Source organism: Desulfobacterales bacterium, assembly GCA_028704555.1.
In the GTDB taxonomy this organism is placed as follows: Bacteria; Desulfobacterota; Desulfobacteria; order Desulfobacterales; family JAQWFD01; genus JAQWFD01.
In genome coordinates, this window is sequence record JAQWFD010000004.1 from 59,659 (window position 1) to 72,973 (window position 13,315).

13 protein-coding genes are annotated in these 13,315 nt (G+C 47.9%); all 13 read right to left on the bottom strand.

All coding sequences use genetic code 11. The features are described from left to right. Positions 1–10: 10 nt before the first annotated feature. Positions 11–835, bottom strand: coding sequence for a phosphoribosylformylglycinamidine synthase I (gene purQ, locus PHQ97_02835; protein ID MDD4391669.1), 825 nt, complete (start codon positions 833–835; stop codon positions 11–13). Beyond that, positions 832–3,828 carry an AIR synthase-related protein gene (locus tag PHQ97_02840; GenBank protein ID MDD4391670.1) on the bottom strand — a complete coding sequence of 999 codons (2,997 nt, stop codon included), beginning with the start codon at positions 3,826–3,828 and terminating at the stop codon, positions 832–834. The genes purQ and PHQ97_02840 overlap by 4 nt, the downstream gene beginning before the upstream one ends. 82 nt (positions 3,829–3,910) lie before the next feature. Further along, complete coding sequence (gene rseP, locus PHQ97_02845) at positions 3,911–4,978, bottom strand: RIP metalloprotease RseP (GenBank protein MDD4391671.1); 1,068 nt, start codon at positions 4,976–4,978, stop codon at positions 3,911–3,913. Between the two features lie 81 nt (positions 4,979–5,059). Continuing rightward, positions 5,060–6,220, bottom strand: coding sequence for a 1-deoxy-D-xylulose-5-phosphate reductoisomerase (locus PHQ97_02850; protein ID MDD4391672.1), 1,161 nt, complete (start codon positions 6,218–6,220; stop codon positions 5,060–5,062). A gap of 66 nt (positions 6,221–6,286) precedes the next feature. Next, a complete protein-coding gene (locus PHQ97_02855; protein MDD4391673.1) occupies positions 6,287–7,099 on the bottom strand; it encodes a phosphatidate cytidylyltransferase in 813 nt (270 codons plus the stop codon). An 88-nt stretch (positions 7,100–7,187) separates the two neighbouring features. Beyond that, a complete protein-coding gene (locus PHQ97_02860) occupies positions 7,188–7,943 on the bottom strand; it encodes an isoprenyl transferase (GenBank protein ID MDD4391674.1) in 756 nt (251 codons plus the stop codon). Further along, a complete protein-coding gene (gene frr / locus PHQ97_02865; protein ID MDD4391675.1) occupies positions 7,933–8,490 on the bottom strand; it encodes a ribosome recycling factor in 558 nt (185 codons plus the stop codon). The genes PHQ97_02860 and frr overlap by 11 nt, the downstream gene beginning before the upstream one ends. A 76-nt stretch (positions 8,491–8,566) precedes the next feature. Then, positions 8,567–9,298, bottom strand: coding sequence for a UMP kinase (pyrH, locus tag PHQ97_02870; protein MDD4391676.1), 732 nt, complete (start codon positions 9,296–9,298; stop codon positions 8,567–8,569). A 3-nt stretch (positions 9,299–9,301) separates the two neighbouring features. Further along, the gene (tsf, locus tag PHQ97_02875) at positions 9,302–9,904 is read right to left on the bottom strand and encodes a translation elongation factor Ts (protein MDD4391677.1); all 603 of its coding nucleotides are present in this window, start codon (positions 9,902–9,904) and stop codon (positions 9,302–9,304) included. Between the two features lie 2 nt (positions 9,905–9,906). Continuing rightward, positions 9,907–10,812, bottom strand: coding sequence for a 30S ribosomal protein S2 (gene rpsB / locus PHQ97_02880; protein MDD4391678.1), 906 nt, complete (start codon positions 10,810–10,812; stop codon positions 9,907–9,909). 169 nt (positions 10,813–10,981) lie between these two features. After that, positions 10,982–11,878: a peptide chain release factor N(5)-glutamine methyltransferase gene (prmC, locus tag PHQ97_02885; protein ID MDD4391679.1), complete on the bottom strand. Its 897-nt coding sequence runs from the start codon at positions 11,876–11,878 to the stop codon at positions 10,982–10,984. After that, a complete protein-coding gene (prfA, locus tag PHQ97_02890) occupies positions 11,856–12,932 on the bottom strand; it encodes a peptide chain release factor 1 (GenBank protein MDD4391680.1) in 1,077 nt (358 codons plus the stop codon). Before prfA ends, prmC begins: the two co-directional genes overlap by 23 nt. Positions 12,933–13,100: 168 nt before the next feature. Then, positions 13,101–13,310 carry a 50S ribosomal protein L31 gene (gene rpmE / locus PHQ97_02895; GenBank protein MDD4391681.1) on the bottom strand — a complete coding sequence of 70 codons (210 nt, stop codon included), beginning with the start codon at positions 13,308–13,310 and terminating at the stop codon, positions 13,101–13,103. Positions 13,311–13,315: the final 5 nt, after the last annotated feature.

Sequence of the window (13,315 nt, forward strand, 5' to 3'; positions counted from 1 at the left end):
TTAGCCCAGATCAACGCTGTATCATGAAATCCACAGCATTTTTAAAAATCTGAATTCCAGGGGGGATGTTTTCCGCGGCGGATGCTCCGCCCCCGGCACGCTTCATCAGCTCTTTTTTCAACGTCCAGTTCGGGTGATTGGTAAAGTGGTTGTAGGCTTCCGGATGCGGCATCAGACCGAATACACGCCCGGTGGGGTCACAGATGCCTGCGATATCATAAACCGCGCCATTCGGGTTGTACGGGAACTGTCCGCCGGCAGGCATGCCGTCGGCAAGTGCGTATTGAAGCACCACCTGATGGTTGTCGATCAGACGCTTTACGGTCGGTTCATCCGAATAGAATTTGCCCTCCCCGTGCCGTACCGGCAGCTCGATCCGATCAAGGCCGCGGGTAAATACGCAGGATGATTTTTCATTTACGTTCAGATGTACCCAGTCATCCCGGAAATTTCCGCAGTCATTGAAAGTCAATGCCACGCTTCGGGTGGCATAGTCATGATCAAAACCGGGCAGCAGACCCAAATTGACCAGCGTCTGGAACCCATTGCATATGCCGATAATCAGGTTGCCTTTTTCTATAAATCGAATCAGTTTTTCACCGATATTGGTCTTTAGCCGTACGGCCTGAATCACGCCTGCCCCGTGGTCATCTCCCCAGCTGAATCCGCCGACAAAGGCCATGATCTGAAACGCGTCCAGCTCGACCGTTCCATCTATCAATGAATTAATATGAACCCTTTCAGGTTCAGCGCCGCACAGTTTAAAGGCATAAGCGGTTTCATGATCACAGTTCAGCCCGTAACCCGTCAGAACAAGTACTCGCACGCGTTTCATATCAAATCTCCAAAGGGCGTTTTCCATGCCGTCTTCAAATCCTGAATGGTTACCTCCACAATGGACTTCTGATCAAGACCGTGAATGACAAGATCAGGCGTATCGGTTACCGTACCGATACAGGCACAGGCAAGGCCCTGCATGATGGTTTCAAATCTGCCCCGGTTTGCGGGATCAATGGTCACAATAAACCTGCCGGCTGATTCAGAAAACAGGATCCGGTCATCCCTGTCCAGCCCTTCTGCCGGCACCTGCGCCAACTGAACGTCCATTCCGAGGTTTCCGCCCATGGCGACCATCGCCAGATGAACGCCTAATCCCCCGCGGTAAACGCCGTGAACCGAAGCCATGATTTCTTCCTGTATGGCATTTTCAAGCGCCCTGTAAACGCCCCTGAACGATTGAGCGTCAACCTGAGGCACATTCCGTCCGACATAGCCCAGATGCTCATAATATTCCGATGCGCCCAGTTCATTTCGGGTCATCCCCAGCACATACACCCGATCGCCGGCAATCTTGCTGTCCATGGTTACACATCGGTCAATATCATCCACCAGAGATATCGCGGAAAACTGAAGCGTTTCCAGAGCGGAGACTTTATGAAACTCATCATATCGGCCTTGCAGATGTCCGTCCACATACATGCTGTCCTTTCCGGAGAGAAGCGGAATTTCATAAGCAAAACACATATCCTTAAGCGCCTGACAGGAACGGACCAGTTGCGCGGCCTTGAATCTGCCGTCCGGATTTTTCTCCGGATCATACTGGATGCTCGGCCAGCAGAAATTATCCACCCCCCCGATGTGATCCAGACTGCCGCCTACGGACAGCAGCCGCCTGACCGCTTCATCAATGGTACAGGTCGTCATGTGATACGCATCAACAGCCGAATACGTCGGAAGCAGGGCCTGGGAAAAGGCAAGGCCTTTTGTGGAACCCAGAACCGGACGAATGACCGATGCATCGGTGTTCACATCCCGTTCGGCACCCACCAGCGGCTTGATCACGCTGGTGCCCTGAACCTCATGATCATACTGACGACTGATCCATTCTTTGGAGCAAATATTGGGTCGCGCCAGTACATCCTTCAGCAATTGATTATAATCGTACGGATGACTGAAAACCGGCTCATATAATCCGCGGTTTTCAGGAGGCTGCCAGTCGGCATCAAACTCCCACTGAGGAAATCCGGATTGCAGCAGGTCCATGTCCACATAGGCACAGGTTTTTCCCTTATAAGTGATATGCAGTTTGCCTGAATCCGTATAGCGCCCGATGACCGTACTTTCAACCGCATGTTTACGGGAAAGCAGCATAAATCGGTCCAGATCTTCAGGCCGGACCGAAACGGTCATTCGTTCCTGCGATTCAGACACCCATATTTCCCATAGATCAAGCCCCTCATACTTCAGCGGCACTTTTTCAATCTCAACTTCACAGCCATTGGAAAACCGGGCAGACTCCCCTATTGACGACGAAAGCCCGCCGCCGCCATTATCGGTAATATATCGAATAAGGCCTTCATCTCTGACTTCCAGCAGAAAATCATGCATTTTTTTCTGAGTATAGGGATCGCCGATCTGCACATGCCCGGCCGGTGTATGCTCGGAAAACACCTCAGAGGATGCGGTGACCCCGTGGATTCCGTCCTTGCCGACTCTTCCGCCGCACATAATGATCAATTCACCCGAGGATGTTTTTTTCTGATCTGAAGGCGCCCCACTGACCGTTGACGGCATAATGCCGACTGCGTTTACAAACACCAGACATTTTCCCATATACCCGTGATGAAACAACACCTGGCCGAAGGGCGTCGGAACACCGCTTTTATTACCCCCATCGCGCACCCCTTCGATAACGCCATCAAGCAGTCGCCGGGGATGAAGATGGGGCTTCAAATCGCCATCGTAATTTCTATCACCGACGCAGAACCCGTAGCTTCCCATCACGAGCTTTGAGCCTTTTCCTGTCCCGAGCGGATCACGATAAACCCCCACAATGCCGGTGATGGCTCCCCCATAGGCCTCCATATTGGACGGGGAGTTATGGGTTTCTCCGGTAATCACGTAAAAATGATCCTCGTCAAACCGCCCGACGCCGGCATTATCCCACAACACCGACACCACCCAGTCTTTTTTTTTGCTCAACTCGCGTGTCGGCGACACAATGCAGGTCTTGAAAAGGCTGTCAATATGCTGCGTCTCTCCGGTTTTCAGATCCCGGTAGTGAAAGAGCCCGCCAAAGGTATTGTGGTTACAGTGGTCGCTTCTGCCCTGCGAAATATATTCAAGCTCGATGTCCGTCGGATCGCTCAATCCTGATGAAACCCGGTCCTTGCGAACCGTATCGTTCAGAAAATAGGCCCTGATCACGGGGATATCGTTCGGATTCAATGCCAGATTACGCTCATCGCTGATTTGTTTGAGCGTTGCGTCACTATCGATGGGGACTGTTTCGACACCGGGCTGGTGATCCAGAATGACTTTGGGAATAATGACTCCGACACCGACGTCAGGTTCCCAATCGGCATTTGAAATAATTTTCCATTGCTCAATGATGTCATTGGCCAGCAGTTCTCCTGCAATCTTATGCACATCGTCGGCAGTGACGCCTTTTCCGGTAAGACAATATCGTGTTGATGTATAGACCGCCTCACCCGGCCTGAATGCAATTCCCAGCATATCTTCAATCGCTTCGACCGCCGTGCTTCCCGGATTATCCCGTACACCGGGGCGATAGCCCACCCAGATCGTCCAGTCAAACGCAAGGACAATTGGGTTGAACGAAGACAGCTGGGTAACCGGATTTGTAAACAGCTCGGACCGGATCATATTCAGTTGCTCCGGTGTGAGATCTGCATCGATCGTAACCACATGAATACAGCGTACCTGATCCAGCTCGATTCCAAAATAATGCAGCGCCTTCTGGCGAATTCCCTCGCCCTCCGCATCCTTCAAATCTGATTTTAACGTAATTTCAAGTTGATATGACATGGTTAGTTATCTGTTATCCGTTATTGGTTATCTATTATCTTCTGTCCTCTGGCTTCTGTCCTTGACCTCTGCTCCTTACGCCCTACTTTCCAAAAAATACCCGGGCCAGATCATTATAAAAAACAAACAGCATCAACAACACGAGGATGATGATCCCGATCTGCTGGGCAATCACCCGCATTTTCAGGTTTAACGGACGGCCGGCAACAAGCTCGATGAAAAAGAAAAGCATATGCCCGCCGTCGAGAACCGGTATGGGTAGAAAATTAAGAACGGCCAGATTAATGCTCAACAGGGCAATAAAAAATATCAGATGTCCTGCGCCTTCTTTTGCCTGCTGCCCTGCCAGTTCGGCGATCATGATGGGACCGCCCAGCGTTTTTGTTGAAATAGTACCCTGAATCAATTTAACGATACTGACGACCGTCAATTCTGATATGGAATATGTCTGTTTAAAACTCTCACCCAGGGCCCCAACAATACTGAGTGGTTTAATAAAAATATCCCCGGCGGCGGCCACACCGATCAGATACCGATCAACATCTTCACCGAATATATTTTTGGACTGCGATAATTCCGGAACGACAACTGTATCCAGGACATCGCCATCCCGACGAACGGTAAACCGCAACTGTCTGCCGCCACTGTCAGAAATCAGACGGGCCATATTCTCCCAGCTGTCGATCAACTGGCCGTCAATCGCCTCGATCAGATCGCCCTTTTGCAGTTGCGCCCGGTAAGCCGGGCTGTCGGCAGACACCTCGCCCACCGACGGTTTTAATACGTACGAGCCGGAAGACAAAAAAATCCCAAAAAATATAAGCACGGCAAGCAGCAGGTTAAAAAACGGGCCTGCCGCTACGATACATATTCGTTTCAGAACATGTTGATGGGTAAATGAAATCGATATATCTTCAGGATCAATATCGGCATCGGGGTCTTCCCCCACCATCTTGACATAGCCCCCCAGTGGAATTGCCGAAAGCCTGTACTCGGTTCCACCATACGTTTTCCCGACAAGCCTGGGGCCAAATCCAAGTGAAAATGTTTCCACCCCCACTCCGAACAATCGGGCAACAATAAAATGTCCCAATTCATGAAAAAATATCAATACGCCGAGCACGAAAACGAATGCGACTAATGTAGTCATAAAGTAGTGAGTTCCTGTTATTTGCCGGGTCAGACCGGTATCTGCCAACCGGGAGAATGTCCGATGCAGATTTTTCAGTCATCACAGCCGGCGGGTGATGAATTCACGGGCTTTTTCCCGAGCCCATCGATCTGCTTCCAGAATCGCATCAAGAGACGGATGGTAAACGGTCTCATGCGCCATCATCACGTTTCTTACGATATCCGGTATCGTTAAAAAACCAATTTTTTTATTTAAAAATTGTTCGACAGCAATTTCATTCACCGCATTCAGAACAGCCGGCAATGTGCCACCGCATCGACATGCCTCATATGCCAGAAAAAGGCAGGGGAATTTTTCCATATCCGGTTTTTCGAACCTCAACGCGCCAATCTTCGTAAAATCCGGAAGCGGCTGCCTTAATGGAAGACGATTTGGATGGGACATTGCATAAGCGATGGCGGCTTTCATATCCGGAATACCCATTTGGGCGATAATTGTACCGTCACAGAAGGATACCATCGAATGAACCACACTTTGCGGATGAATAACGACATCAATCTGAGTCAAATCAACGCCGAACAGATGTTTTGCTTCAATGATTTCAAACCCCTTATTCATCATTGTAGCCGAATCGATGCTTATTTTTCTCCCCATCTGCCACGTCGGATGCGCCAGAGCATCTTCAGGCTCAATATCCGCCAGTTCATGAATCGGAGTCGTTAAAAAGGGTCCCCCGGATGCGGTTAATATGATTTTTTCCAAATCCTGTCTGGGATGTCCGGCCAGACACTGAAAAACTGCGCTGTGCTCACTGTCAATCGGAAGGATATGAACCCCATGACGTATGGCAGCGTTCATCACAATCTCACCGGCCATTACCAGCGTTTCTTTATTGGCCAGCGCCACATCCTTACCCGCCTCAATGGCACGGAGGGTAGGAATCAGACCGGCTGAACCGACGATTGCCATAACAACCATGTCAATGCGTTGAAGCGTTGCTGCCCGGATATATCCTTCAATTCCGTAGAATATCTCGACTCCGGATGCCTGCGGCACTTTTTTCCTCAATTCACAGGCATGCTCCTCATCGTAAACAACCGCTACGTCAGGATGAAACACGCGAATCTGTTCAGCCACCAGATCAATGTTATATTTTGCGGCTACAGCCGTCACCTTGAACTTATCCGGAAACTGTTCAACAATCTTGAGCACGTTTCTGCCAATCGAACCGGTGGAACCGAGTATGGAAAGATGTTTCATATTCTGTTTTTAAAATACCATACATAAAAAATTAAGGCCCCGTCACAATTTATGATTGCCGGGCCCTTACAACAGATACTGTTTAAAACAATATACTACCGGGGCCGCAAACAGCAGTGCATCAATCCGATCCAGAAGTCCCCCATGACCGGGCAATATGGAACCGGAATCCTTTATATGCCCATATCGTTTACACTCGGATTCAAACAGATCACCAATCTGCCCCACAATTCCGATAATAATACTCAATAACATCACTTTGCCCAAAGCCAGATCCGGAATAACATACAGTCTGTATATCCCGCCGGCGATCAAGGCTGCGGCAAGTCCGCCTATCGATCCTTCTATGGTTTTATTCGGACTGACGGAGGGGCAAAGCTTATTGCGTCCCAGCCATGTTCCGATGTAAAAGGCGCCTGTATCACAGGCGAATACCATGACGAGAAGAAAAAATATCCAGACCAGTCCCTGACTTGAATTCCGGATCAAAACCAGAAAGGACAGAAGCAACGGAATATAGAGGATACCAAAAACCTGTTTGAATAAACGCTCAACTGCCCGAACGTCTGACCGGAATTGCCGTAAAGAATAACAGCCTGAAACAAGAAGGTTAAGCGTAATCAGCAATATGATGGATTCAAAAGACGTGACGTATGCTGCCCAGATCATCAGCGGACAAATCAGAAAGCCAAAAGCGGTAACAGGATCTTTAATCAAATTTGGAGTTGGTGTAAATACGATACGATAATATTCTCCGAGTGCCACAATGCCAATAACGGAGATGAAAAGAGCAAACAGGAAAGCCCCGCCCTTCAGCATCAGCACCAGCAAAAAGGGAAGGGCCACAATGGCGGTGATCCATCGTTTTAAATGTGCCATGTAATAATGGATTCTTTATATTTTAGCCGTTACAGCGGCTGAATTATCCCACAATCATTTCAAATCAGGGTGACTATTCGATATTGTCTTAAATCTGGGATACTACTTTCCCAAATCTTCTATTACGCCCCTGATATTCTTTGATGATCTTCAGGAACTCATCTCTGCTGAATTCAGGCCAAAGTGTTTTTGTTACAAAAATTTCCGTGTACGCAATCTGCCACAGCAGAAAATTACTGATGCGCATCTCCCCACTGGTTCGAATGAGCATGTCCGGATCCGGCATACCCGCTGTATAAAGGTTATCAGAAACGGTTTCATGAGTAATCGAATCCGAATCGATACGCCCATCTGCGACTTCTTCAGCAATACGCTGGACCATCCGGACGATCTCTGATCGCCCGCCGTAACTCAGCGCCAGATTCAACAGCATTCCCCGGTTACATCGGGTCAATGTCATTACATCTGACAGGATGCTTCGCACATCCTCCGGTAACCGGTCTATCTGCCCGATGGCATTCAGGCGGATATCCCTTTCCATCAACTCCTTCTGTTCGGAACGAAGAAATGTTTTCAGAAGTGACATGAGTGCGGAAATTTCATATTTCGGCCGCTGCCAGTTTTCCGTTGAAAATGCGTACAGGGTCAGAACCTGAATTCCAATTTCACGGGAAGTTTTAACAATCGTCCGGACGATTTCCGCCCCTTTTTCATGACCCTTGATTCGATTCATCAACCGCTGCTTCGCCCAGCGCCCGTTCCCATCCATTACGACAGCCACATGAGTGGGAAGATTATCCGGGTCTATGCTCGGAGAGCTGCATGGCGAGGTATTAAAATTCAAGGATCTCCTTTTCTTTTTCCATATAGATTTCGTCTACTCGTTTGATATAGTCGTCTGTAATTTTCTGGATCTGATCCTGGCCCTTGAATACCTGGTCTTCCGATATATCACCGTCTTTTTTAAATCTTTTGAGCAATTCATTTGAATCCCTCCGGATATTTCTTACCGCAACCTTATGTTCTTCACACATTTTATGAACAAGTTTCACCAGTTCTTTCCGACGTTGCTCGGTAAGCGGCGGTATGGAAATCCGTACGATTTTCCCGTCATTTGACGGGGTGAGTCCCAAGCCGGATTTCAGTATCGCTTTCTCGATATCTTTTATAACGGAAGCATCCCAGGGTTGTATGGTGATAAGCCGACTTTCCGGTACTGACAACGAAGCCATCTGGCTCAAAACGGTCATTGTGCCATAGTAGTCAACCCTTATTGAATCCAGAAGCGAAAGAGATGCACGACCCGTTCTCACTCTTTTCAATTCATTGGTCAGTGCGGTTAAGGATTTCTCCATCCGCTCTCTAGTTTCCTGATATGTCGATTCAATCATGGGCGTTCACCTATTTTTTCATGTTTTCAATTTGAGTTGCTCAATTTGCAGTTGTAAAGTCAAATTTGCTGCAGAATCAATCAACAACGGCTGATTTGGTAATCATAGTGCCGACTGTTTCACCACAGACTATTTTCCGGATATTCCCTTTTGCCTTCAGGTTAAATACGGAAAGAGGAAGGGAATTATCCATAGCAAGGGATATTGCAGTCATATCCATAACGGATAACTGTCGTTCGAGAACCTGCATATAATTGATTTTCTTTATGAATTTGGCATCTTCGTTTTTTTCAGGATCAGAATCATAAAGGCCATCCACTTTGGTAGCCTTTAATAAAATCTCTGCACGAATTTCCTGTGCCCGAAGTACAGCCGCCGTATCCGTCGTGAAATAGGGGTTTCCGGTTCCTGCGGCAAATATAACGACTCTTCCTTTTTCAAGATGCCGAACCGCTTTACGCAATATAAAGGGTTCTGCAACTTCGTGCATGGATATTGCCGTCTGAACACGCGTCTGTATCCCCCTTTTCTCGAGTATATCCTGCAATGCCAGACTGTTGATAACCGTCGCCAGCATCCCCATGTTATCGGCTGAAGCCCGATCCATGCCGTAGATGGAAGCAGCAACACCTCTGAATATGTTGCCGCCTCCGACCACAACAGCAATCTGGACACCGAGGTCAAAGATAGAGTGAATTTCTTCCGCAACAAACTTCAGCACTTCCGGGCTGATACCGAAGCCCTGATCTCCCACCAGGGCTTCACCACTCAACTTCAACAAAATACGCTTATATCTGGGCGAATCCAAATTTTATGACTCCCCCCCCAGCTGAAATCTTGCGAACCGGCTGATAATGATATTTTCTCCGGTCTTAGCGATCATTTCATTCAACAGATCGGCAACCGTCTTTTCGGAATCACGGACATACGTCTGTTCCATCAGGCAGTTTTCCTTGAAAAATTTCTTCAGCTTGCCTTCCGCGATTTTATCCAGCATATTTTCAGGTTTCCCCATTTCAAGGGCCTGTCCGCGATAGATATCTTTCTCTTTATTTACGACATCCTCAGGCACGTTCTCGGGTTTGATCGCGACTGGATTCGCTGCCGCGATATGCATGGCAATATTTTTAGCAAACTCTTTAAAATCATCGGTCTTTGCCACGAAATCCGTTTCACAGTTAACCTCAACCAGGACACCCATTTTCCCGCCCATGTGGATATAAGACTGGATCAAGCCTTCAGACATGGCTCGGCCCGCTCTTTTCTGAGCCGTAGCCAGGCCTTTTTTCCTAAGAAATTCTACGGCCTTGTTAATATCGCCTCCGCACTCTGAAAGTGCATGTTTACAGTCCATCATGCCGGCCGATGTGGCATCCCGGAGCTGTTTCACCAGTGCTGCCGTTATTGCTGCCATATTCATTCTCCTGTATTTTTTTCAGAATCAGTTGATTTTTCAACTTGTTCCACGCCGCTGTCCTGTACGGCTCCGGAAGCAGATCGTTTAATCACCTCGACAACCGGCCCCTGCGTGCCGTCTGAAACGACCTTTCTTTCGCCAGGCTTGAGTTCAGAACCCAACTCAGTCATTTCCATCACTTCGTCAAATTGTTTATCCGTCTCAGCCTGCTGTTTTTCTTTCAAACGCTGATGTCCTTCAATGCAGGCATCGGCAATTCTTGCAGAGATCAAGCGGATTGACCGGATTGCATCATCATTTCCGGGAATAATGTAATCGATATCATCCGGATCACAATTGGTATCCACAACCCCGACGATAGGTATGTTCAGTCGTTTGGCTTCTCGAACCGCGATCGCTTCCTTTTTGGGATCCACGATAAATACGGCTCCCGGAAGCTGAGTCATATTTCGAATACCGCCCAGGTTATTGTCCAGTTTCAAACGTTCTTTTTCCAGCTTCAAACGTTCTTTTTTGGGAAACAAATTGATTGACTCATCATTACGGATTGTGTTGAGATAGTTCAATCGATCTATACTCTTTTTGATAGTTTGGAAATTGGTCAACATTCCGCCCAACCACCGATTATGGACGTAGAACATTTCACATCTGTTCGCTTCTTCATACACGGATTCCCTGGCCTGTTTTTTCGTGCCTACAAACAGCACACTTTTTCCACCGGCCGTAGTATCGGTGATAAAATCATACGCGGTTTTAAACATACGAACGGTTTTCTGGAGATCCACAATGTAAATCCCATTTCTTGCCCCGAAAATATACGGTTTCATCTTGGGGTTCCACCGTTTCGTATGATGACCGAAATGTACGCCTGCTTCCAAAAATTCTTTCATCGTTAGATAAGCCATTTTTTTCCCTTCTGTGTTGGTTAAGCTACCGCCCTTATCTCCCCCGCTTCCGACTTTAGCAAAAGCACCTGGAGGCAGGTCCAAGGACGTGCGTTATTTTCAAATTTTTACATTTCTATCAAATCACATTCTGATCATCAAGATTTTTCTCAGCCATATGGGTCATCAATCATTTTTTTCTCATCTGAACAATCCGATCATATCCGCTGTAATCCTGAATATACCGCACCTGATCATAGGCGCCGGTTTCGTCGATAATACGCCCGGTATCTATCCGCTGATCATGTCCGATTTCAAGCAGCAGCCACCCGCCGCAAATCATATACCGATGAGCGTGAGTGATAATGTGCCGGATACTGAAAAGCCCGTCCTTCCCCCCATCAAGCGCTGCATGGGGTTCGTATGCAACGATATCAGGCTGCAGGCCTCCGACAGTTTCTGTCGGAATATACGGAGGGTTGGATACGATGATATCGTAGAGCCATCTTTCCGAATTCAACGCCTCAAACCAGCTGCAGCAGCAAAAATGGATAATGCCATCCACCAAATGGCGTCCGGCGTTTTGTCTGGCCAGCTGAACCGCCCGAATGGATTTGTCCACGGCGAAAAACCGGCACCCCGGCCTTTCGGTAGCGAGGGATATCACGATAGCCCCCGACCCGGTACCCAGCTCCAGCAAACAGGGGGCTGGGTCATTCCGATTTTCAGGCAACAGCGCCAGAGCCGCTTCGACAAGGCACTCGGTTTCCGGCCGGGGAATCAGGACATCGGGTGTAACTTCAAAATCCAGCGACCAGAATTCCCTGCTCCCCACAATATACGCCACGGGCTCATGATTCGCCCTGCGTTTGACCAGTGTTTTAAACAGCGACAGCTCCGTTTTATCCAGAGGCTGATCATAACGAAGATACAAATCGATCCGCGTCAGCTTCAATGCATACGCAAGAATGATTTCCGCTGAGGCCCTGGGTTCTCCAATATTCAGGGATTTAAAGTACGATGTGGTCCACTTGAGGATTTTGAGAATAGTCCATCGGGATTCGTCAGTCTTTGGCTGATTCAGCATTCTTGAGCGCCTGAGTCTGATAAAACGTAATCAACGGGACAATAATTTCATCCAGAGCGCCTTGCAGAACACTGTCCAGCTTATACAAAGTGAGCCCGATTCGATGATCCGTCACTCTGCTCTGGGGGAAATTATACGTTCGAATTCTCTCACTTCGATCTCCGCTTCCTATCTGAATCTTGCGCTCCTCAGATCGCTTTTCATGTTGCTCACGGATCATATTATCGAGAAGTCGGGCACGCAACACCTTCATCGCCTTGATTTTATTTTTGAGCTGAGATTTTTCATCCTGGCAGATCACGACAAGGCCGCTAGGAAAATGCGTAATTCGAACCGCTGAGTCGGTCGTATTGACCGACTGGCCGCCAGGGCCTTGAGACCGGTAAACATCAACCTTGATTTCACCGGGATCAATATGAATATCCACTTCCTCAGCTTCGGGCAAAACGGCGACAGTGACAGCTGACGTATGAATTCGCCCTTGAGTTTCGGTGGCTGGAACCCGCTGAACCCGATGAGTCCCGCTTTCATATTTCAGCCGACTGTAGGCGCCATTTCCATGAATCATGGCGACAATTTCTTTCAGGCCTCCCACACCGGTAGTATGATGGCTCATGATCTCAATTTTCCAACGGCATTGCTCCGCATATCGTTCATACATCCGAAACAGATCGCCGGCAAAAAGGCCGGCCTCTTCGCCTCCCGTTCCTGCACGGATTTCAAGGATCACATTTTTTTCATCATTGGGATCTTTCGCCATGAGAAGCTTTTTGATCTCGGATTCCAATTCTGATTTTTTATGGGCAAGACGGTCAATTTCCTCACCGGCCAGCTCTTTAATATCCGCATCTCCGTCGTTTAAAAGTTCCTGGCTGCTTTTAAAATCCTCATCTGCTTGCCTGTAGGCCCTGTACATTGTGACGATCTTACCGAGTTCAGCATGTTGACGACTGTATTTCTGAAACAGCTGACGATCCTTAACGACTTTCGGATCGCTGAGCAGCTTTTCAACTTCTTCAAAACGCTCTTCCACACCTTTTAGTTTTTCAAACATGGGCTCACAGGTAACACATTCTAATCGGCCTCCGGCTGTAGACCGATTAGCCGGAAATTAATATACCAACAGGCCTCAACTGACAGAGACCGTTTTTCAAAATACAGACCACTTTTATCAACCGATGCGTATTTCTTCACGCTATAATGAAATACGCATCAATGCGTTTTACTTGTTCTGAAATTTTTCATATTTTTTACGGAAACGTTCAATTCGGCCGGCGGTATCTATCAATTTCTGTTTTCCGGTAAAAAACGGATGGCATTTGGAACAAATCTCCACACTGATATTGGATTTTGTGGAGCCCACCTCAATTACGTTCCCACAGGCACATTGAATTTTTGTCTCTGCGTATTCCGGATGTATATCTTTTTTCATTGCTT

Bases quoted from the DNA above. Each gene is read 5' to 3' on its own strand.
- purQ (MDD4391669.1), bottom strand. From the start codon at position 835: ATGAAACGCGTGCGAGTACTTGTTCTGACGGGTTACGGGCTGAACTGT.
- PHQ97_02840 (MDD4391670.1), bottom strand. From the start codon at position 3,828: ATGTCATATCAACTTGAAATTACGTTAAAATCAGATTTGAAGGATGCG.
- rseP (MDD4391671.1), bottom strand. From the start codon at position 4,978: ATGACTACATTAGTCGCATTCGTTTTCGTGCTCGGCGTATTGATATTT.
- PHQ97_02850 (MDD4391672.1), bottom strand. From the start codon at position 6,220: ATGAAACATCTTTCCATACTCGGTTCCACCGGTTCGATTGGCAGAAAC.
- PHQ97_02855 (MDD4391673.1), bottom strand. From the start codon at position 7,099: ATGGCACATTTAAAACGATGGATCACCGCCATTGTGGCCCTTCCCTTT.
- frr (MDD4391675.1), bottom strand. From the start codon at position 8,490: ATGATTGAATCGACATATCAGGAAACTAGAGAGCGGATGGAGAAATCC.
- tsf (MDD4391677.1), bottom strand. From the start codon at position 9,904: ATGGCAGCAATAACGGCAGCACTGGTGAAACAGCTCCGGGATGCCACA.
- rpsB (MDD4391678.1), bottom strand. From the start codon at position 10,812: ATGGCTTATCTAACGATGAAAGAATTTTTGGAAGCAGGCGTACATTTC.
- prmC (MDD4391679.1), bottom strand. From the start codon at position 11,878: ATGCTGAATCAGCCAAAGACTGACGAATCCCGATGGACTATTCTCAAA.
- prfA (MDD4391680.1), bottom strand. From the start codon at position 12,932: ATGTTTGAAAAACTAAAAGGTGTGGAAGAGCGTTTTGAAGAAGTTGAA.
- rpmE (MDD4391681.1), bottom strand. From the start codon at position 13,310: ATGAAAAAAGATATACATCCGGAATACGCAGAGACAAAAATTCAATGT.